This window comes from Streptomyces sp. NBC_01390, assembly GCF_045040105.1.
GTDB lineage: Bacteria > Actinomycetota > Actinomycetes > Streptomycetales > Streptomycetaceae > Streptomyces.
This window is the reverse complement of record NZ_CP109551.1, coordinates 7497574-7515524: the sequence shown is the minus strand read 5'-3', so window position 1 is coordinate 7515524 and position 17951 is coordinate 7497574. Positions and strand designations below refer to the sequence as shown.

Genomic DNA, 17951 nt, shown 5'->3' with positions numbered 1-17951 from the left:
CGACACTGGTCGTGTCGGTCCCGGTCCAGGGCGTGGCCCCCGGCGGCACCGCGTCCACCGGCCCCCCGGCCGAGGAGGCCGCAGCAACCGACGCCGCCCCACCGCCGGAGACACCCGCACCCGCACCCGTACCCACACCGGAACCCGGCCCGGACCCCGAACCCGACCGCTGATCAGGCTGGATCCCCAGCCTGTCCGCCGCCTCCTGCAACCACTCCGGCGGCGTCAGCAGGAACGACGTCTGGTTCAGGTCGACCCGCGCCGGAGGCGCCGGTACCGCGTCCTCGACCGAGGCCGCACGGCCGTACTCCTCCTCGTACCGGCGGATCACCTCACCGACCGGCAGGGCGGGCCACAGCGTGGCCTCGCCGCTGTCCCGGGCCAGGACCAGCCGCTGCGCGCCCCCGTCCGAACGCGGACCCTCAGCGCGGTCCTCCGCCCACACCACGAACCCGAGCTCGAACTCCCGTACCCGCACCTCCCGGTGCTGATACGACGGCACATCCCCGTTGACCCATTCCTCGGCGTGCTCCTGCGCCTGCGCGAAAGTCACCATCGGTCAGTCACTCCCCCACCGAAGACACCGCGGACGCCGAAGTCACCTGCGTCGGCACCGGAACCGCACGCGCGAAACCGCCGTCCACCATCAGGTTCGCCACCGTCTCCAGCTCCGGCGGATTACCCGCGAGCCGAGACAGGAACTGGTCGAAGTCGTCACCGCACGGCAGCAGCAGCCGCTCCACCCGGTCGGCCGGCGGCCACGTCGGATCGACATCCCGCGCATCGTCGTACGCGCAGAACCACACCGAACCGAGCCGCTCACCCTTCACCCGCACGGCCAGCAGACCACCCTGCACGAACCCGACGCACAGATAGTCCTTCGTCAGATGATCACGCAGACACTTGTTGACGTACACGAGGTCGTTGACCGCCGCCTCGTCCCGCACCGTGAAGAACGGCTGGTCCACCAGCAGTCCCAGCTCGGCATCGAGCGCCGCACCCACCGGCGCACACCCGCCCGCCGCCTTCAGGAACGACCGGTACGCCCCCGGCAGTCGGTAGCCGAGGTCCTCCTCGACGCCCTGCACCTGCAACTCGGTCACCGCCACCGCCGACTTCGGCAGCGCGAAGTGCGCGGGCCGCGTCTCCTGCAGGGGCCGCGTACCGCGCTTGTGCTGGTCGACGCCGGACGTCGCGATCCCGCCGTGATGCCGCAGCAGCGCCTTCACCTCGACCGGCACCAGCTCCAGCCGCCGCCCGCCGGGTACGTGGTGCCAGGTCCAGCCGTGCGGCGTCGCCACCGCCGGAACCGTGTCCCACAGCTCGTGCCCGGACGCGGCGAGCGCCGCGTTCGCCGACACGTAGTCCGTCAGCCGCAGTTCGTCGACGCCGAAGCCCTCGGGCGGCTCGGCGATCTCCGCCACCGCACGCGCGTAGAGCGAGAAGTCGGGATAGCCGCGCTCGTCGACCCGCACCCCTCTCGGGTGCCGGGTGGCCCGTACCGGATCCGGGAAGTGCACGACCTGCCCGGCATAGGCCGCGTTCGGCGGCACGGCTCGCTGCCCGAGCCGACCTGTCGTCATGGCGGTTGCCCCCTGCGGCGTTTAAAAAGGCCTGTACATCAGTACGACCCGTACGTCTGTCACAACACGTCACGTCACATCACCCCCGTCCCGCCTGTCAGCACATCAGTGCGGACAGCAACCCGGACGGCGCTGCGGATCGCGGCTGCCCGACAGCCTATGCGGTACGCCGACACCGGTCACCGGCGCCGGTCAACGGCCCCCCGCTTCCGTGACCTGCCGTCACCCCGCCGTGACGGTACGACGAAGCCCGGGCGTGTCACACCGCCCCAGCTACCGCACCAGGCACGCCATTTGGCACTCTGTCTCCGCCGGAGCGTTGTACGGGGGAGACACCGGAGGGGATGACGATCATGAACGCGACACAGACAGGGACTCAGACGGGCAGGCCGACAGGACGGCCGACAGACAACCCGACGGAACCACCCACGCCCGGAATGCCCGGTACGACCGGCAGACCCGGCGGCGACCCACGCGTCGGCTGGAGCTCCAACGAGACGCCCCGCGTCCCCACCCTCCGCCACCGCCGCGACGGCATACTCCCCACCGTCGCCGCCGCCCTCTCCGTTCGCGGCGCCACCCTCACCGGCACCGCCGCACGCACCGACCAGCCACCCGCCCTGCACCCCCTCGTCCAGGACTTCCTGGACACCCTCGCCAGCACCCAACGCGACCGATCCACCGGCCGCTGCGCCGAGGCACTCCTCATATCCCGGCAGATCACCCTCGCCGACGAAGGCCGCAGCCGACGCGCCGCCCGCAAACCCATGACCAACGGCGAAGCCCGCAGAGCACTCAAACAAGCCAAACTCACCACCCGCCGCATCCGCGAGGACGGCGACCCCCTCCACGGCAGCTTCGCCACACCCTGCCGCTCCTGCACAGCACTCAGCGCCCACTTCGGCGTCCGCATAGTCGACTCGTCGGCCCCCACCGACTGACGCCACCACCCCTCTCCCTCCCCAACCCCCCACCGCACCACGGCGCCGTACCGAGCACGCGCCCGCACCCGCGCCGGTCCATGACCTCGACGATCGAACGGCAGATGCACACCGACCGCACCTCAACCACCCGCTTCCCCGTGGCCGTCGACGCCGCACTGCGCGCCGCCGGCTGGCAGCCAGGCCGCTGGGACATAAAACAGGCCGAGATCTGGGCCGACGCCCTACGCGGCCACGCCTCTCCCGCCGGACACCGCCACGCCGTCTTCCCCGCCGCCGTCGAAGCCTGGGCCGAGTTCGGCGGCCTGCACATCACACCCCCCGGCCCCGGCCGCCAGCTCGCCCCCACCGCCCTGCACCTCGACCCCCTGCACGGCCTCCACATGGCCCGCACCCTCGCCGACCTGGGCCGCGCCCTCGACACCGAGGTCTGCCCCCTCGGCGAGGAACCCGAGACCCAGACCCTCCTCGCCATCGACACGACAGGCCGCGTCTACGCCCTCGACCACACCGGAGACTGGTACCTCGGCCCCGACCTCGACCAGGCCCTCGCCACCCTGATCACCGGCCTGGAACCCATACGCCTCACAGCCCCCTGAACCCACCCCGGCAGGGCAACACCGGGAACGCCCCAGGCCAAACCACTAGGTCTGGGTCGGGATGACCGCCGACACCCGAAACCCCCCGGCCTCCGTCGGCCCGGACACGAACACCCCGCCCAACGCGGCAACCCGCTCCCTCATCCCGAGCAGACCATTGCCCCCGGACGGAAACCGCACCGAAGAGCCCGACACGGGCTCGGGCGGCGGCTCGTTCTCCACCTGCATCGCGATCTCGTCACCCCGATGCGCCAGCCGTACATGCGTCTTCGCACCCGCCGCATGCTTGTGGACGTTCGTCAACGCCTCCTGCACCACCCGGTACGCCGTCTGCTCCACCTCCGCGCCGTACAACCGAACATCACCCTCGACCGACAGCGCCACCACCATCCCCGCAGCCGCCGACTGCCCGATCAACTCCTCCAACTCGGACAGACACGGCCCGTCCCCCACACCCTCACCACCCGACGCGGCACGAGACGCGGCCACCGCCGCCGCCACCCCCACCGCCGCCAACGGCACACCCTGCACCCGCCGCTCCAGCCCCTCCCCCGACCGCAGCACGCCGAGCATCTCCCGCAACTCGGTCAACGCCTGCCGCCCCATGTCCCCCACAAGAGCGGCATTCCGCACAGCCTTCTCAGGATCCTTCCGGGCGATCGCCTGCAGAGCCGCCGCATGCACCACCATCAGACTCACCCGATGCGCCACCACGTCGTGCATCTCACGGGCGATACGCGTCCGCTCCTCGTTCCGCGCCCACTCCGCCCGCTCCTCGGCCCGCTCGGCCAGCAACTGAAGCTCCCGCTCCAGACTGTCCGCCCGCTCCCGAAGACTCTCCATCAACCGCCGCCGCGCCCCCACGTACAACCCGAGCAGCAACGGCGGCGCAGTCACACCCAACGACGTGGTGATGGCGACGACGGGAACCAGCCAGTCCCCGATCTTCAGACTCCCGTCCGCCATGTCCTGGTGCGACCGCACGAACGTCACGATGAGCGTCCCCACCATCGCCATGCCGGCCAGCGCCCCGATGATCCGCCGGGGCAGCTCGGAGGCTGCGAGCGTGTACAGCCCGACGACGCCCATCAGATAGCCCATCTGGGCCGGCGCGACAGCGATCGACACCAGCACGACAGCGATCGGCCACCGCCGCCGCAACACCAACACCGACCCGGCGACAAGCCCGAACACGATCCCGGCGGACACCGGGATCCCCGCCTCCCGCGCGAACCGGACGCCCTCCCCCGCACACTCCCCGGCGGACACCAGCGCGAGCCCCACATCAAGCACCGCACCGCGCCACCTGGTCCACCACCAGGGCCCGGTCAAGGCCGCGGCGTGGTCTTCCCCCGTACTGGTCATGCGTCCAGCCTACGTTCGGGCGCGGCCGATTTTCCGGCGAGTTTCAACGACTGGCCTACACCACATCGGCCGCCGCGTCCGCAATCGAACAGAAGCGAAACCCACCAGAATCCCTCGAACTGCTGAATCGCGCACCGTTCGACCCCGGAAGCGACGATTCCGCCGGGAGGGTTTGTCCATGGAACATGCATGTGGCAAGTACGCAGACTTCGAGACGCTGCGGGAGCGGGCGGTGGCGTTGCGGCGGGAGGGGCTGAGCCGCCGCCAGATCCGCGACCAGCTTCGCGTCCACAACAACGACATCCTCAACCGCCTCCTGGAGGGCGAGCCGCCCCCGGACTGGACAAAGCGCCCGAACGCGAAGGACGACCTACGACACCGGGCAAGGGAACTCCGACTCCAGGGCTGGACATATGACCGGATCCAGGTGGAGCTGGGGTGCTCGAAGAGTTCGATCTCCCTGTGGGTACGGGATCTGCCGAAGCCGGAGCGGACGCGGTCCCGCGAGGAGGCGTCGGCGATCGCCAAGCGGGGGTGGGAAGCGACGCTGCGGCGGCGAGAAGAGGAACGGCAGCAGACCAAGAAAGCGGCAGCCACCACTATCGGTGAACTCTCCGACCGTGAACTGTTCGTCACAGGCGTCGCCCTGTACTGGGCCGAGGGCACTAAGGACAAGCCCTACGCCCGGCGTGAGCGGGTCATCTTCGTCAACAGCGATCGCAACGTGATCAGCCTCTTCCTGGCCTGGCTCGACCTCGTTGGAGTCGAACGGGAACTCATCAGGTACCACGTGATGATCCACGAGTCGGCCGATGTAGTAGCGGCCGAGAAGTTCTGGGCAGAGCTGGTTCAGGCCGACGGCAGCGCGTTCGGCAAGACGGTACTGAAACGCCACAACCCCAAGACGGTGCGCAAGAATACGGGCGACGACTACCGCGGCTGCCTCGCACTCACCGTGCGGCAAAGCTCCGAGCTGTACCGTCGCATCGAAGGCTGGTGGTACGGCATAGTAGGTGCCGCAACTAAGCCCGATTCCAAGAATCGGGCATAAAGGGCGAACCATCCCGGGTCGTCTAATGGCAGGACAAATGGTTTTGGTCCATTGAATGAGGGTTCGATTCCTTCCCCGGGAGCCCTACCAGAGTGGGCCCTGACAGCACAGTCAGGGCCCTTACTCATGTCCCCCACGAAACGCCCCGGTATCCTGCGGATGTCGTCCCGCCCCCCTCCGCAGCCGAAGGGCACACCCCGTGAGCGCCAATCGCCCCGCCGCCGTCGTCGTACTCGCAGCGGGTGAGGGCACCCGTATGAAGTCGGCCACACCCAAGGTCCTGCACGAGCTCTGTGGCCGTTCCCTGGTGGGCCATGTGCTCGCCGCCGCAGGCGAGTTGGACCCCGAGAACCTGGTCGTCGTCGTGGGGCACGCCCGTGAGCAGGTCACCGCGCATCTGACGGAGGCCGGCACCGGTATCCGTACCGGCATCCGTACCGCCTTCCAGGCGCAGCAGAACGGCACCGGTCACGCCGTACGCATGGGGCTCGAAGAGCTCGGCGGGACCGTGGACGGGACTGTCGTGGTCGTCTGCGGCGACACCCCGCTCCTCACCGGGGCTACCCTGCGCACGCTCGCGGCGACCCATTCCGGCGACGGCAACGCCGTGACCGTGCTGACGGCGGAGGTGCCGGACGCGACGGGGTACGGGCGGATCGTGCGGGACGAGGCGTCGGGGGCCGTGACGGCGATCGTGGAGCACAAGGACGCGACCGAGGCGCAGCGGGCGATCCGTGAGATCAACTCCGGTGTGTTCGCGTTCGACGGGCAGTTGCTCGCGGACGCGCTGGGGAAGGTGCGGACGGACAACAGTCAGGGCGAGGAGTACCTCACCGACGTCCTGGGGATTCTGCGTGAGGCCGGGCATCGGGTGGGGGCCTGTGTGGCCGGTGACCACCGGGAGATCGCCGGGATCAACAACCGGGTGCAGCTGGCTCAGGCGCGGCGGATTCTGAACGACCGGCTGCTGACGGAGGCGATGCTCGCGGGGGTGAGTGTGATCGATCCGGCCAGTACGTGGGTCGATGTGACGGTCACCTTCGAGCAGGACTCGATCGTCCATCCGAACACGCTGCTTCAGGGGTCCACGCATCTCGCGGAGGGTGCCGAGGTGGGGCCCAACTCGCGGCTGAAGGACACCTGGGTGGGCGCCGGGGCGAGGGTGGACAACACGGTGGCCGACGGGGCCGTGGTGGGGGCTCAGGCGACTGTGGGGCCGTACGCGTATCTGCGTCCCGGCACCCGCCTGGGCGTGAAGTCCAAGATCGGGACGTACGTCGAGACGAAGAACACGTCGATCGGTGACGGGACGAAGGTGCCGCATCTGTCGTATGTCGGGGACGCGACGATCGGTGAGTTCACGAACATCGGTGCCGCGAGTGTGTTCGTGAACTACGACGGGCAGGACAAGCATCACACCGTTGTCGGGTCGCACTGCAAGACGGGTTCGGACAACATGTTTGTGGCGCCTGTCACTGTCGGGGACGGTGCGTACACCGCGGCCGGGTCGGTGATCACGAAGGACGTACCGCCCGGTTCGTTGGCCGTGGCCCGTGGCCAGCAGCGGAATATCGAGGGCTGGGTGGCTCGTAAGCGTCCGGGGAGTGCGTCGGCGAAGGCGGCCGAGGCGGCTTCTCGGGAGCCGGGCGACGAAAGCTGACCGGAAACACTCGCGTCCGACTCGGGCTACCGTGATAGGCGCACACCCCGCACACCCCCAGCTGAGCAGGCCTCTCAGGGCTGATCACGGCTGAGAAACCTCTGAGGAGACAGTGCTGTGACCGCGACCAAGACGACCGGCGGGAAGAACGGGAAGAAGAAGATGATGTTCTTCTCCGGCCGCGCCCACCCGGAGCTCGCCCAGGAGGTCGCTCAGCAGTTGGGGGTCGAGGTGGTGCCGACCAAGGCCTTCGACTTCGCGAACGGCGAGATCTACGTCCGTTACGAGGAGTCGGCGCGTGGCGCGGACTGCTTTGTGATCCAGAGCCACACGGCTCCGATCAACCAGTGGATCATGGAGCAGTTGATCATGATCGACGCGCTGAAGCGTGCGTCGGCCAGGTCCATCACCGTGATCGTGCCGTTCTACGGTTACGCGCGGCAGGACAAGAAGCACCGTGGGCGTGAACCGATCTCGGCGCGTCTGGTCGCGGACCTGATGGCGACGGCGGGTGCGGACCGCATTCTCACCGTGGATCTGCACACGGACCAGATCCAGGGTTTCTTCGACGGTCCGGTCGATCATCTCTTCGCGTTGCCGCTGCTCGCGGACTATGTGGGCGCGAAGGTGGACAAGGGCAAGCTGACGGTCGTGTCGCCGGACGCGGGCCGGGTGCGGGTGGCCGACCGTTGGTGCGACCGTCTGGGTGCGCCGCTGGCGATCGTGCACAAGCGGCGTGACAAGGACGTGGCGAACCAGGTGACCGTCCACGAGGTCGTGGGTGAGGTCAAGGGTCGTGTGTGTGTGCTGGTCGACGACATGATCGACACGGGTGGGACGATCGTGGCGGCGGCGGACGCGTTGTTCGCGCACGGTGCGGAGGATGTCATCGTGACGGCGACGCACGGTGTGCTGTCGGGTCCCGCGGCCGATCGCCTGAAGAACTCGCGGGTGAGTGAGTTCGTGTTCACGAACACGCTGCCGACGCCGGGTGAGCTGAGTGTCGACCTGGACAAGATCAAGGTGCTGTCGATCGCGCCGACGATCGCGAGTGCGGTGCGTGAGGTGTTCGAAGACGGTTCGGTGACGAGCCTGTTCGACGAGCAGTAGGACCCGGCTGCTGGATCGCTTCTGCATGATCGATTTTTCTGCGGCCTCCCCTGCCGAGTACTCTGTCGGAGTTGCTCGGCGAGGGAGGCCGTTTCCGTGTCATTCACGGGCCGGTACTCCGTTATCGACGCGCTCTTCGTAGCAGGCCGTTCGTGGCCGGGTGACCTGTCCGTCTCGCACCCGTACGAGGAGTGAAAAGCATGTCCGAGGTAAAGCTCACCGCCGAGACCCGCACCGAGTTCGGCAAGGGCGCCTCCCGCCGCATCCGCCGCGAGGCCAAGGTTCCCGCGGTCGTCTACGGCCACGGTGCCGAGCCCGTCCACATCTCGCTGCCGGGCCACGAGCTCCAGCTCGCCCTGCGTACCCCGAACGTCCTGCTCACCCTCGACATCGAGGGCCGCACCGAGCTGGCGATCCCGAAGGCCGTGCAGCGCGACGCGCTGAAGGGCTACCTCAAGCACGTCGACCTGCTCACCGTGAAGCGCGGCGAGAAGGTCACCGTCGAGGTCTACGTCCACACCGAGGGCGACCTTGCGCCGGGCGCCTACCTGCTCGAGCACGTGCTGAGCACGCTGACGGTCGAGGCCGAGGCCACGCACATCCCCGAGTCCGTCACGGTGTCCATCGAGGGCCTGGAGGCCGGTGCCTCCATCCTCGCCAAGGACATCCCGCTGCCCTCGGGCACCACGCTGGCGATCGACGAGGACGCGGTCGTCCTCCAGGTCCTGGCCGCTCAGGCGGAGGAGGCCCCGGCCGACGCCGAGGGCGAGAGCACCGAGGCCTGATCGCCCCGGAGACTTCGTTTGCCGGCCGCCGCTCCCATCGGGGGCGGCGGTCGGCGCGTATCCAAGGAGAGATGGACGTGACGACCGACGCGGGCGGCCCCTGGCTGATCGTGGGGCTCGGTAATCCCGGGCCGGAGTACGCGATGAACCGGCACAACGTGGGGTTCATGGTGGCCGACCTGCTCGCGGAGCGGATCGGCGGGAAGTTCAAGCGGGCCGGTAAGGCGCAGGCGCAGGTCATCGAGGGGCGGGTGGGGCCGCCGGGTCCGGCGAACCGTCGGGTGATCCTGGCGAAGCCGATGTCGTACATGAACCTGTCGGGCGGGCCGGTGAACGCGCTGCGGGAGTTCTACAAGGTGCCGCTCGACCGTGTGGTGGCGGTCCATGACGAGCTGGACATCGACTACGGGGTGCTGCGGCTGAAGCTGGGCGGCGGGGACAACGGTCACAACGGTCTGAAGTCGATGACGAAGGCGATGGGTCCGGACTACCACCGGGTGCGGTTCGGGATCGGGCGTCCTCCGGGTCGTATGCAGGTGGCGGATTTCGTGCTGAAGGACTTCTCGTCGGCGGAGCGCAAGGAGCTGGACTACTTCGTGGACCGGGCGACGGACGCGGTGGAGTCGCTGGTGACCGAGGGTCTGGAGCGGGCGCAGACCGCGTACAACTCCTGAACCTGTTCGACGGGTGCCCAGGTGCCCGGGGATACGTGCGTACAACTGCCGACTTTGTCGGGCAGGAGTTGACCGATCGGCCGACCATGGCCAATGATCCCGGCCATGCCAGCCACCGCCCACCGTCGCAAGTCCGCCGCCTCGCCGCGGCTCGGGCGTCTGGGGCGGTTCGGGCGGCTCGCGGTGATGGGTACGGTCACCGCGCTGATCCTGATCGCGGGTGTGTGGGCGTCCTGGGGGACGGCTCAGCACGTGATGCTCTCCAAGGGCCGCGAGCAGGGCACGATGACCGTGGCGAAGTGCGAGGACAGCGTCTGTACGGGGTCGTACCGGCCGGTGTCGGTGGGTTCCGAGGCGCGGGACCAGGTGGTGCTGGACCAGACGGTCGGGGTCAGCGAGGGTGAGACGTACACCGTGGTCGTGAAGCCCGGCAGCCGTGACGTCGTACGGTCCGGCCCGGCCGGTTTCCTCTACGCGTGGGTCCCGCTGGGCGGTGCGCTGCTGCTGGCGTCGGTCGTGGTGGCGGGCGGCCTGGGGCTGACGCGGACGGGCTGGGCGTTTGCCGGTTCGGGAGTCGCACTGCTGACGGCTGCTTTTGTGGCGCTCTGAGCGGATTGGGACGTGAAAATTCCGTTCGTTGCCTGTTTGTGATTGACCGCAGGTCAGGCGGGGCCTGATGCTGAGCCGCCCCCTCCACATCTTCCCCGCTCGACTCCCGAAGATGGACTGCCCCATGCGCACACTCCTCCGCGCCGGCACGGTGACCGCCGGCATCTCGGCCGCGCTGTTCCTGGCCCCGGCTGCCCACGCCCTCCCCTTCACCGCGGTTCCGGGTGACAACGGCACCGTCAAGATCCACGACGCCACCACCGGTGAGGAGCTCCACCAGAACGAGCCCCATGTCTGCACCTTCTACCTCGACGCCTTCGGCTTCGACGCCGGCCAGGAGGTCGACTGGCACATCGAGGTGTGGGCCCCGTCCGCCGCGGTGAAGGGCACGACCGTGAAGTCCGGCGAGATCGCGCTGGATGCCGAGGGGCATGGCCGTACGGATGACCTGTCGCTTCCCGACGGGCACTACAAGCTGTTCTGGAAGTTCGAGGGCGAGAACGGCGCCGGCAAGCACAAGGTGTTCTGGACGGACTGCTCGGGCAGCGAGGGGGGCGGTGCGACACCGTCGTCCTCCGGGTCTCCTTCGACGTCCCCTTCGACGTCTCCTTCCTCTTCTGCTTCCTCGTCCTCTTCGCCGTCCCCGTCGTCGGCGGAGTCGGGTGGGGCGACGGCCTCCCCGAGTGCGTCCGAGGCCGGTTCCGGCGCGGTGCCGGAGCCGTCCGCGACGTCTTCCGCTCAGGGCGGCGCGGGTGATCTCGCGGAGACCGGCAGCAGCGCCCCGGCGGGCCTGCTGTCCGCCGCCGCGCTGGCGCTCGTCGCCGGCGGTAGCTATCTGGTGCTGCGCCGCCGGAGGGCGTCCGGCAACTGACGTCCGTACGGGTGTCCGTTCGACATGACGATGCCCCCCGTGCCGCTGAGGCGTACGGGGGGCATCGTCACGTTCCGGACCGGACCGAACCGAAGGGAACGGAACGGAGCGGATCGGTCAGCCGGTGTTGCGCAGGCCTGCCGCGACTCCGTTGACGGTGAGGAGGAGGGCGCGGGCGAGGAGCGGGTCGGGGTCGGTGCCGGCTGCCGCGGCGTCGCGCTGGCGCTTGAGGAGGGTCACCTGGAGGTAGGAGATGGGGTCCAGGTAGGCGTCGCGGATGGTGAAGGTCTGCTTCAGCACGGGGGTGGCGTCGAGGAGTTCGGTCTCGCCGGTGACGCGGAGGATCTCGGCGACGGTCAGCTCGTGCTCGGCCCTGATGATGTCGAAGATGTGCTTCAGCTCGTCGGGTACGAGGGTGTCGACGTAGTGGGCGGCGATCCTGAGGTCGGTCTTGGCAAGGGTCATCTCGACGTTGGAGATGAAGTTGCGGAAGAAGTGCCACTGTTCGTGCATCTCGTCGAGCACGGTGTCGAGGCCCGCGTCACGCAGGGCCCTGAGGCCGGAGCCGACGCCGAACCAGCCGGGGACGATCTGGCGGGACTGGGTCCACCCGAAGACCCACGGGATGGCGCGCAGCCCGTCGAGGGAGACGCCGGAGCCCGGGCGGCGGGAGGGCCGGGAGCCCAGGTGCAGGTCGGCGAGCTGGTCCACCGGTGTCGACGCGAGGAAGTACGTCGGCAGGTCCGGGTCCTCGACCAGGGAGCGGTAGCGGGCGTGGGCGGCGTCGGAGACGAGGTCCATGGCGGCGTCCCAGCGGGCGAGGGACTCGTCGGACTGGCGGGGTGAGGTGTGCAGGGCGGAGGCCTGCAGGGTGGCGGCGACCGTCAGTTCGAGGTTCTCGCGGGCGAGCGAGGGGACGAGGTACTTGTCGGAGATGACCTCGCCCTGCTCGGTCACCTTGATCTCGCCCTCCAGGGTGCCCCAGGGCTGGGCGAGGATCGCGTCGTGGGAGGGGCCGCCGCCGCGGCCGACGGTGCCACCACGGCCGTGGAAGAGGCGGAGGCGTACGCCGTACCTGTGGGCGACGTCGCGCAGTCGGCGCTGGGCGCGGTGGATCTCCCACTGCGACGTGGTGATGCCGCCGAACTTGGAGGAGTCGGAGTAGCCGAGCATGACTTCCTGGACGTCGCCCCGGAGCGCGACGAGGCGCCGGTAGGACGGGTCGGAGAGCATGTCCTCGAGGATGGTGTCGGCGGCCTTGAGTTCGTCGGTGGTCTCCAGGAGGGGCACGATGCCGATCTTGGCCCAGCCGGCGTGGAGGTCGATGAGGCCGGCCTCGCGGGCGAGTACGGCGGCGGCGAAGACGTCGTCGGAGCCCTGGCACATGGAGATGATGTAGGACTCGATGACCTCGGGTCCGAAGACGGTGAGGGCCTTCTTGACGGTCTCGAACACGCCGAGTGTCTTGGTGCCGGCGGCGTCGAGGGGTGCCGGGGTGGGGGCGAGCGGCCTGCGGGAGCGGAGTTCCTTGGCGAGGAGCTTGTTGCGGTACTCGCGGGGCATGTCCTCGTAGCGCCAGGATTCCTCGCCGAGGCGGTCGAAGAGCTGGCCGAGGGTGTGGTGGTGGGCGTCGGCGTGTTCGCGTACGTCCATGGTGGCGAGCTGGAGGCCGAAGGCGGCGAGGGTGCGGATGGTGCGGTCCATGCGGCCGTCGGCGAAGAGGCCGCCGCGGTGTTCGCGCAGGGAGGTCTGGATGAGGGTGAGGTCCGCGAGGAGCTGGCCGGTGCCGAGGTAGTCGCGGCCGGGCTGGTGCGGGGTGTCCTTGGCGAGGCGCTGCTTGGTGTTCTCGAGCTTCTGGCGGATGCAGGTGGCCTTGAGCCGGTAGGGCTCTTCGGCGTTTAGGCGCTTGTAGCGGGGGCTGATCTCGGGCAGGAGTTCGATGTCGGCCCGGAGGGATTCGAGGAGTTCCTCGGTGGCGCCGGTGTAGCGGATGGAGTTGGAGAGGAAGCCGCGCAGCTCGTCGATCAGTTCGAGCGCGTCGTTGATGCCGTGTTCGTGCTGGAGGATGAGGACGTCCCAGGTGACCTGGGGGGTCACGTTGGGGTTGCCGTCGCGGTCGCCGCCGATCCAGGTGCCGAAGGTGAGGGGCCGGGTGTCGTCGGGGAGCTTGACGCCGACGCGCTCCAGTTCCGCCGTCAGATCCTCGAGTACGTCGCCGACGGCGCCGGCGTGGAGTTCGTCGAGGTAGTAGATGGCGTTGCGGGCCTCGTCGGCGGGTTCGGGGCGTACGACGCGCAGTTCGTCGGTCTGCCAGACGAGGTCGATGTTCTCGGCCAGACGGGTGTCGTAGCGGCGGCGGTCCGCCTCGATGACGGGGGTCTCCAGCAGGGCGGCGATACGGCGCAGCTTGTTGAGGACCGAGCGCCTGGCCGCTTCCGTGGGGTGGGCCGTGAAGACCGGGCGAACGTTGAGGTTCTTGACCGTGGCGCGGAGGTGGTCGGGGTCCGCGTCCTTGAGGCGGTCGGCCGTGCGGGCGAGGAGGCTGCCTTCGGCGGAGCGCTTGGCGCGCAGTTCGCGGCCTCGGTGGACCTGTTCGGTGACGTTGGCGAGGTGGAAGTAGGTGGAGAAGGCGCGGACGAGCTTGGCGGCGGTCTCCAGTTCGGTGCCGCGCAGCAGTTCGGCGGCGGCCTCGCCGTCCTCGCGGGTCAGTTGGCGGACCTTCTCCACGAGTTCCAGCAGCTCAGGGCCCTCTTGGCGGACGAGGGTCTCGCCGAGGAGGTCGCCCAGGCGGCGGATGTCGGCGCGCAGCTCACTGCTGGTCGTCGTGGCGGCCATGTCGGTCTGGCCACGGTCGTCGGCACTGCTCACAGGTGCGGCTCCTTGCAGTGTGGAGGCTCGGCGGGTGGGTACCCGGCGGTTGTCCGGGCGGGCAGGCCGCACCGGAAGCGGGGTGCCGGGCGGCATAGGGGCGGGGCATCCGGGAAGAAAAGAGAGCGGACCGCGCTGTCCGACCGGCTCAAGGATAGGTGTCGGGGGGTACGCGCAGAATTTCGGGCTCTTGCCGCCGGGCGACGCGCTGACATACTTACGACGCCGTAGGTTACGCAACCGTAGGGAGCCTGAATCCGTGGGCGACCTCGGATTCCGTACCCCCGGCATCTGTCAGGACCCACCACCCCCCAGGGGATGCGCATGACCACCTCACCTTCCGACGCGCTCGAAGACGCTGGGAAGACGCCCGACGACTCCTCACTGCCCTCGGCCACGCTGGGTGGCGAACAGAAGCGTTCACTCGAACAGATCACGCTTCTTCTCTTCATCATCGTCCCGTTCCTCGCTGTGCTGGCGGCGGTGCCGCTGGCGTGGGGCTGGGGGGTCAGCTGGCTGGACCTCGGCCTGCTCGTCTTCTTCTACTACCTGGGCTGCCACGGCATCACGATCGGCTTCCACAGGTATTTCACGCACGGTGCCTTCAAGGCCAAGCGGCCGCTGCGGATCGCGCTCGCCATCGCCGGTTCGATGGCGGTGGAGGGTCCGCTGGTGCGCTGGGTGGCCGACCATCGCAAGCACCACAAGTTCTCGGACGCGGAGGGCGATCCGCATTCGCCGTGGCGGTTCGGGGAGACGGTTCCGGCGTTGATGCGGGGCCTGTGGTGGGCGCACATCGAGTGGATGTTCGACGAAGAGCAGACTCCGCAGGACAAGTACGCGCCCGATCTGATCAAGGACCCGGACATCCGGGCGATCTCCCGTCAGTTCATCTGGTGGGCGATGCTGTCGCTGGCGCTGCCCGCGCTGATCGGCGGTCTGGTGACGATGTCCTGGTGGGGCGCGTTCACGGGCTTCTTCTGGGGCTCGCTGGTGCGGGTCTGCCTGCTGCATCACGTCACCTGGTCGATCAACTCGATCTGCCACGCGGTGGGCAAGCGCCCCTTCAAGTCACGGGACCGCTCGGGCAACGTGTGGTGGCTGGCCGTGCTCTCCTGCGGCGAGTCCTGGCACAACCTGCACCATGCCGACCCGACGTCGGCGCGGCACGGTGTGATGCGCGGGCAGGTCGACTCCTCGGCTCGGCTGATCCGCTGGTTCGAGATGCTCGGCTGGGCCTATGACGTGCGCTGGCCGTCACGCTCGCGTATCGATTCCCGCCGGAACACGGACCTCGACGACTCTCGGCGCCGGAAGGAGCCGGCGAAGGCGGCATGATTGACGGCGTGGCGACCGACTCCAGCAGCACTCCGAGCAATGAGAAACCGCGGCGCCCCCGCCGCACCCGGATGACGGGTGCCGAGCGCCGGGCCCAGTTGCTGGAGATCGGCCGCACGCTGTTCGCCTCCAAGGGCTTCGAGGCCACGTCGGTGGAGGAGATCGCGGCCAAGGCCGGGGTCTCCAAGCCGGTGGTGTACGAGCACTTCGGCGGCAAGGAGGGTCTGTACGCGGTGGTCGTGGACCGCGAGATGCGGCGCCTGCTGGACATGGTGACGAGTTCCCTGACGGCGGGGCATCCGCGTGAGCTGTGCGAGCAGGCGGCGTTCGCGCTCCTCGACTACATCGAGGAGTACACGGACGGTTTCCGCATCCTGGTGCGCGACTCCCCCATCCCCCAGTCGACGGGTTCCTTCGCGTCGCTGATCTCGGACATCGCCACCCAGGTGGAGGACATCCTGGGCCGCGAGTTCAAACGCCGCGGCTTCGATCCTCATCTGGCCCCGCTGTACGCCCAGGCCCTGGTCGGCATGGTCGCGCTGACGGGCCAGTGGTGGCTGGACGTACGGCGCCCGAAGAAGGCGGAGGTGGCGGCGCATCTGGTGAACCTGGCGTGGCACGGGCTGGACGGCCTGGAGGCGAAGCCTCGCCTGATTGGGCGACGCAAAAGCTGAATGAACGTTCCTCTAGATTAACCTTGTGGCATCATTCGGCTATGACTGAGATTGCGATCAGCGCGGCCCGCTCCCAGCTCGGCGACCTGGTCCGCCGGGCCGCCCACGGCCGCGAGACCATCGCCCTCACCGACCATGGGCATGTTGCCGCGCTCCTCGTATCTCCCCAGGTGATAGAGGATCTCGAAGACGCGCTGGCCGTGGCCGACTACCAGCTGCGCAAGGCCCAGGGCACGCTCGGGCCGGGCATCCCCCACGAAGAGGTCGGACGCATCCTGGGGCTCCGCCCGTGATCTACCGCGTCATCTGGGAACCGTCCGCCACGGACCAGGCCGTCCGTTTCCTCAAGGACGACCCGACAGGCCTCGCTGCGGTCTACGAGGCTGTCGACACGCTCGCCCACACCCCACGCCCCACCAACTCAACCGCCTACGGCCCGGCCATCCGGCGCCTCCGCGTAGGCGCCTACCGCGTCATATACGTCATCGACGACGCCGTGATCCACATCCTCGTCACCCACCTGGGCCGGACACCCTGAGCGGCTCCAGAAACTCCAGCCGGTTGCCCACGGGGTCGGAGGCGTAGAAACGCAGGTGGGGCCCGGCAGAGCGTCGTCCCAGGTCACCTGCACCCCGCGAGCCTCCAGCCGGGCCGCGTACGCCTCGATCCCGACGACCCGCAGCCCCGGATGCGCCTTCCCGGCCGCCCTACAGCGACATTTTCCGCCTCCGGCGGGGGCCTCCTCCACCCCGAGGTGCAGCTGTACCGGCCCGGCCCGGAACCAGCAGCCGCCCCGCGCGGCGAGGGTCGGCGGCTTGGGGATCTCGGTCATGCCGAGGACGTCGACGTAGTACGCGCGCAGCTCACCCTCCGTTCCCGCCGGTGCGGCCAGCTGCACATGGTCGAGGGCGACGATCACCGCTCGGCCCGCCGTCCCCCGCCCTTCCGTGCCACGGCGAACAGCCGCTGGAAGGGCAGCACGGTGCCGTACGTCTCCGTCGGATACACGGCGCGCAGCAGGTCGCGGTACTCGGTGACGAACGCGTCCCGGGCCTCGGGGTCGTCGGCCAGGGCGGTGAACACGGGCCGCAGGCCGGTCCCCTTGGCCCAGTCGAGCACCGGGTCCTCGCCCTGCAGGACGTGGAGATACGTCGTCTCCCACACGTCCGCCTCGCAGCCGAGCCGGGCGAGCCGGTCGAGGTAGACGAGGGGCGGGTGGACGGAGTCCTCGCCGCGCAGCACCTCGCCGAGGCGGCTCCGCCAGCGGGCGCCGGTGCCGAGTTCGCGCATCAGGGTGTGCAGGGGCGCGTCGAGGTTGTTCGGCACCTGGAAGGCGAAGGTCCCGCCGGGCGCGACGGCGTCCAGCCAGGCCGGGAACGAGTCGAGGTGCCCCTCGACCCAGTGGAGGGCGGCGTTGGAGACGATCAGGTCGTACGTCTCGGAGGGCGTCCACCGTGAGGCGTCCGCGTGGGCGAAGTCGAGCCGGCCGCCGCCGGCCGTGGGGCCCACGTACCGCGCCGCCCGTTCCAGCATCGGTGCGGAGTTGTCGTACCCGGTGATGTGCGCGGTGGGCCAGCGGTCGGCGAGGAGGGCGGTGACGTTGCCGGCGCCGCAGCCGAGGTCGGCGATACGGGGTGGCTCGGCGGCCGGTTCCGAGGGGAGGTCGGGGACGCGGGCGAGGAGGTCGGTGAAGGGGCGGGCGCGATGGCCGGCGTGGCGGAGGTACTGGGCGGGGTCCCAGGTGGGGGTGGTCATACGGCTACCCTCCCGCGAAATATCTCTCGACGTCAAGAGACTTGACATCAAGAGACTCCACATCGACA

18 protein-coding genes, 1 tRNA gene and 1 pseudogene are annotated in these 17951 nt (G+C 69.2%); 15 read left to right on the top strand and 5 right to left on the bottom strand.

The window, feature by feature from the left end; translation table 11 throughout:
• The first annotated feature begins 11 nt into the window (after positions 1 to 11).
• Entirely contained in the window at positions 12 to 173 is a 162-nt protein-coding gene (locus OG241_RS33975) for a hypothetical protein (protein WP_405826929.1), read from the top strand.
• A 390-nt stretch (positions 174 to 563) separates the two neighbouring features.
• On the opposite strand, the gene OG241_RS33970 is transcribed toward OG241_RS33975, so the two are convergent.
• Positions 564 to 1583, bottom strand: coding sequence for an SMI1/KNR4 family protein (locus OG241_RS33970; RefSeq protein WP_405820808.1), 1020 nt, complete (start codon positions 1581 to 1583; stop codon positions 564 to 566).
• 344 nt (positions 1584 to 1927) lie between these two features.
• Here OG241_RS33970 and OG241_RS33965 point away from each other — a divergent pair, with 344 nt between their 5' ends.
• Positions 1928 to 2524, top strand: coding sequence for a YwqJ-related putative deaminase (locus tag OG241_RS33965; RefSeq protein WP_405820806.1), 597 nt, complete (start codon positions 1928 to 1930; stop codon positions 2522 to 2524).
• A gap of 104 nt (positions 2525 to 2628) precedes the next feature.
• Positions 2629 to 3123 (top strand): SUKH-3 domain-containing protein, encoded by a 495-nt coding sequence (locus OG241_RS33960; RefSeq protein WP_405826554.1) that lies wholly within the window; start codon positions 2629 to 2631, stop codon positions 3121 to 3123.
• A 45-nt stretch (positions 3124 to 3168) separates the two neighbouring features.
• Here OG241_RS33960 and OG241_RS33955 read toward each other — a convergent pair whose 3' ends face one another.
• Complete coding sequence (locus OG241_RS33955; protein ID WP_405820805.1) at positions 3169 to 4488, bottom strand: sensor histidine kinase; 1320 nt, start codon at positions 4486 to 4488, stop codon at positions 3169 to 3171.
• Between the two features lie 178 nt (positions 4489 to 4666).
• On the opposite strand from OG241_RS33955, the gene OG241_RS33950 reads away from it, so the two are divergent.
• From OG241_RS33950 to OG241_RS33915, 8 genes are all read left to right on the top strand, one after another.
• A complete protein-coding gene (locus OG241_RS33950) occupies positions 4667 to 5539 on the top strand; it encodes a hypothetical protein (RefSeq protein ID WP_405820804.1) in 873 nt (290 codons plus the stop codon).
• A gap of 11 nt (positions 5540 to 5550) precedes the next feature.
• A tRNA-Gln gene (locus tag OG241_RS33945) sits at positions 5551 to 5621 on the top strand.
• Positions 5622 to 5738: 117 nt separating this feature from the next.
• A complete protein-coding gene (glmU, locus tag OG241_RS33940) occupies positions 5739 to 7199 on the top strand; it encodes a bifunctional UDP-N-acetylglucosamine diphosphorylase/glucosamine-1-phosphate N-acetyltransferase GlmU (protein ID WP_405820802.1) in 1461 nt (486 codons plus the stop codon).
• Between the two features lie 117 nt (positions 7200 to 7316).
• On the top strand, positions 7317 to 8309 hold the full coding sequence (locus OG241_RS33935) for a ribose-phosphate diphosphokinase (RefSeq protein ID WP_405820800.1): 993 nt from the start codon (positions 7317 to 7319) through the stop codon (positions 8307 to 8309).
• A gap of 200 nt (positions 8310 to 8509) precedes the next feature.
• Entirely contained in the window at positions 8510 to 9094 is a 585-nt protein-coding gene (locus tag OG241_RS33930) for a 50S ribosomal protein L25/general stress protein Ctc (RefSeq protein WP_405820798.1), read from the top strand.
• 71 nt (positions 9095 to 9165) lie between these two features.
• A complete protein-coding gene (pth, locus tag OG241_RS33925; protein WP_405820796.1) occupies positions 9166 to 9768 on the top strand; it encodes an aminoacyl-tRNA hydrolase in 603 nt (200 codons plus the stop codon).
• Positions 9769 to 9861: 93 nt separating this feature from the next.
• Entirely contained in the window at positions 9862 to 10377 is a 516-nt protein-coding gene (locus OG241_RS33920; RefSeq protein ID WP_405820794.1) for a hypothetical protein, read from the top strand.
• A 124-nt stretch (positions 10378 to 10501) separates the two neighbouring features.
• The gene (locus OG241_RS33915; RefSeq protein ID WP_405820793.1) at positions 10502 to 11248 is read left to right on the top strand and encodes an LPXTG cell wall anchor domain-containing protein; all 747 of its coding nucleotides are present in this window, start codon (positions 10502 to 10504) and stop codon (positions 11246 to 11248) included.
• 117 nt (positions 11249 to 11365) lie between these two features.
• Here the strand turns inward: OG241_RS33915 and ppc are convergent, their stop codons facing one another.
• Positions 11366 to 14116: a phosphoenolpyruvate carboxylase gene (ppc, locus tag OG241_RS33910; RefSeq protein WP_405820791.1), complete on the bottom strand. Its 2751-nt coding sequence runs from the start codon at positions 14114 to 14116 to the stop codon at positions 11366 to 11368.
• 324 nt (positions 14117 to 14440) lie between these two features.
• Here ppc and OG241_RS33905 point away from each other — a divergent pair, with 324 nt between their 5' ends.
• From OG241_RS33905 to OG241_RS33890, 4 genes are read left to right on the top strand one after another with little or no spacing between them, the layout of a single operon-like run.
• On the top strand, positions 14441 to 15454 hold the full coding sequence (locus OG241_RS33905) for an acyl-CoA desaturase (RefSeq protein WP_405820789.1): 1014 nt from the start codon (positions 14441 to 14443) through the stop codon (positions 15452 to 15454).
• The gene (locus tag OG241_RS33900; RefSeq protein WP_405820787.1) at positions 15451 to 16128 is read left to right on the top strand and encodes a TetR family transcriptional regulator; all 678 of its coding nucleotides are present in this window, start codon (positions 15451 to 15453) and stop codon (positions 16126 to 16128) included. Before OG241_RS33905 ends, OG241_RS33900 begins: the two co-directional genes overlap by 4 nt.
• Before the next feature lie 41 nt (positions 16129 to 16169).
• Positions 16170 to 16421 (top strand): type II toxin-antitoxin system Phd/YefM family antitoxin, encoded by a 252-nt coding sequence (locus OG241_RS33895; RefSeq protein WP_405820785.1) that lies wholly within the window; start codon positions 16170 to 16172, stop codon positions 16419 to 16421.
• The gene (locus OG241_RS33890) at positions 16418 to 16666 is read left to right on the top strand and encodes a type II toxin-antitoxin system RelE/ParE family toxin (protein ID WP_405820783.1); all 249 of its coding nucleotides are present in this window, start codon (positions 16418 to 16420) and stop codon (positions 16664 to 16666) included. The genes OG241_RS33895 and OG241_RS33890 overlap by 4 nt, the downstream gene beginning before the upstream one ends.
• Here the strand turns inward: OG241_RS33890 and OG241_RS33885 are convergent.
• Together OG241_RS33885 and OG241_RS33880 are read right to left on the bottom strand one after the other, a co-directional pair.
• Positions 16641 to 17047, bottom strand: a pseudogene (locus OG241_RS33885) (VOC family protein). The gene OG241_RS33890 and the pseudogene OG241_RS33885 sit on opposite strands and share 26 nt — an antisense overlap.
• Complete coding sequence (locus OG241_RS33880) at positions 17044 to 17883, bottom strand: trans-aconitate 2-methyltransferase (RefSeq protein ID WP_405820781.1); 840 nt, start codon at positions 17881 to 17883, stop codon at positions 17044 to 17046. The pseudogene OG241_RS33885 and the gene OG241_RS33880 overlap by 4 nt, the downstream one beginning before the upstream one ends.
• Positions 17884 to 17951: the final 68 nt, after the last annotated feature.

Bases quoted from the DNA above. Each gene is read 5' to 3' on its own strand.
- OG241_RS33970 (WP_405820808.1), bottom strand. From the start codon at position 1,583: ATGACGACAGGTCGGCTCGGGCAGCGAGCCGTGCCGCCGAACGCGGCC.
- OG241_RS33965 (WP_405820806.1), top strand. From the start codon at position 1,928: ATGACGATCATGAACGCGACACAGACAGGGACTCAGACGGGCAGGCCG.
- OG241_RS33960 (WP_405826554.1), top strand. From the start codon at position 2,629: ATGCACACCGACCGCACCTCAACCACCCGCTTCCCCGTGGCCGTCGAC.
- OG241_RS33955 (WP_405820805.1), bottom strand. From the start codon at position 4,488: ATGACCAGTACGGGGGAAGACCACGCCGCGGCCTTGACCGGGCCCTGG.
- OG241_RS33950 (WP_405820804.1), top strand. From the start codon at position 4,667: ATGGAACATGCATGTGGCAAGTACGCAGACTTCGAGACGCTGCGGGAG.
- OG241_RS33930 (WP_405820798.1), top strand. From the start codon at position 8,510: ATGTCCGAGGTAAAGCTCACCGCCGAGACCCGCACCGAGTTCGGCAAG.
- pth (WP_405820796.1), top strand. From the start codon at position 9,166: ATGGACGTGACGACCGACGCGGGCGGCCCCTGGCTGATCGTGGGGCTC.
- OG241_RS33920 (WP_405820794.1), top strand. From the start codon at position 9,862: ATGATCCCGGCCATGCCAGCCACCGCCCACCGTCGCAAGTCCGCCGCC.
- OG241_RS33915 (WP_405820793.1), top strand. From the start codon at position 10,502: ATGCGCACACTCCTCCGCGCCGGCACGGTGACCGCCGGCATCTCGGCC.
- OG241_RS33905 (WP_405820789.1), top strand. From the start codon at position 14,441: ATGACCACCTCACCTTCCGACGCGCTCGAAGACGCTGGGAAGACGCCC.
- OG241_RS33900 (WP_405820787.1), top strand. From the start codon at position 15,451: ATGATTGACGGCGTGGCGACCGACTCCAGCAGCACTCCGAGCAATGAG.
- OG241_RS33895 (WP_405820785.1), top strand. From the start codon at position 16,170: ATGACTGAGATTGCGATCAGCGCGGCCCGCTCCCAGCTCGGCGACCTG.
- OG241_RS33880 (WP_405820781.1), bottom strand. From the start codon at position 17,883: ATGACCACCCCCACCTGGGACCCCGCCCAGTACCTCCGCCACGCCGGC.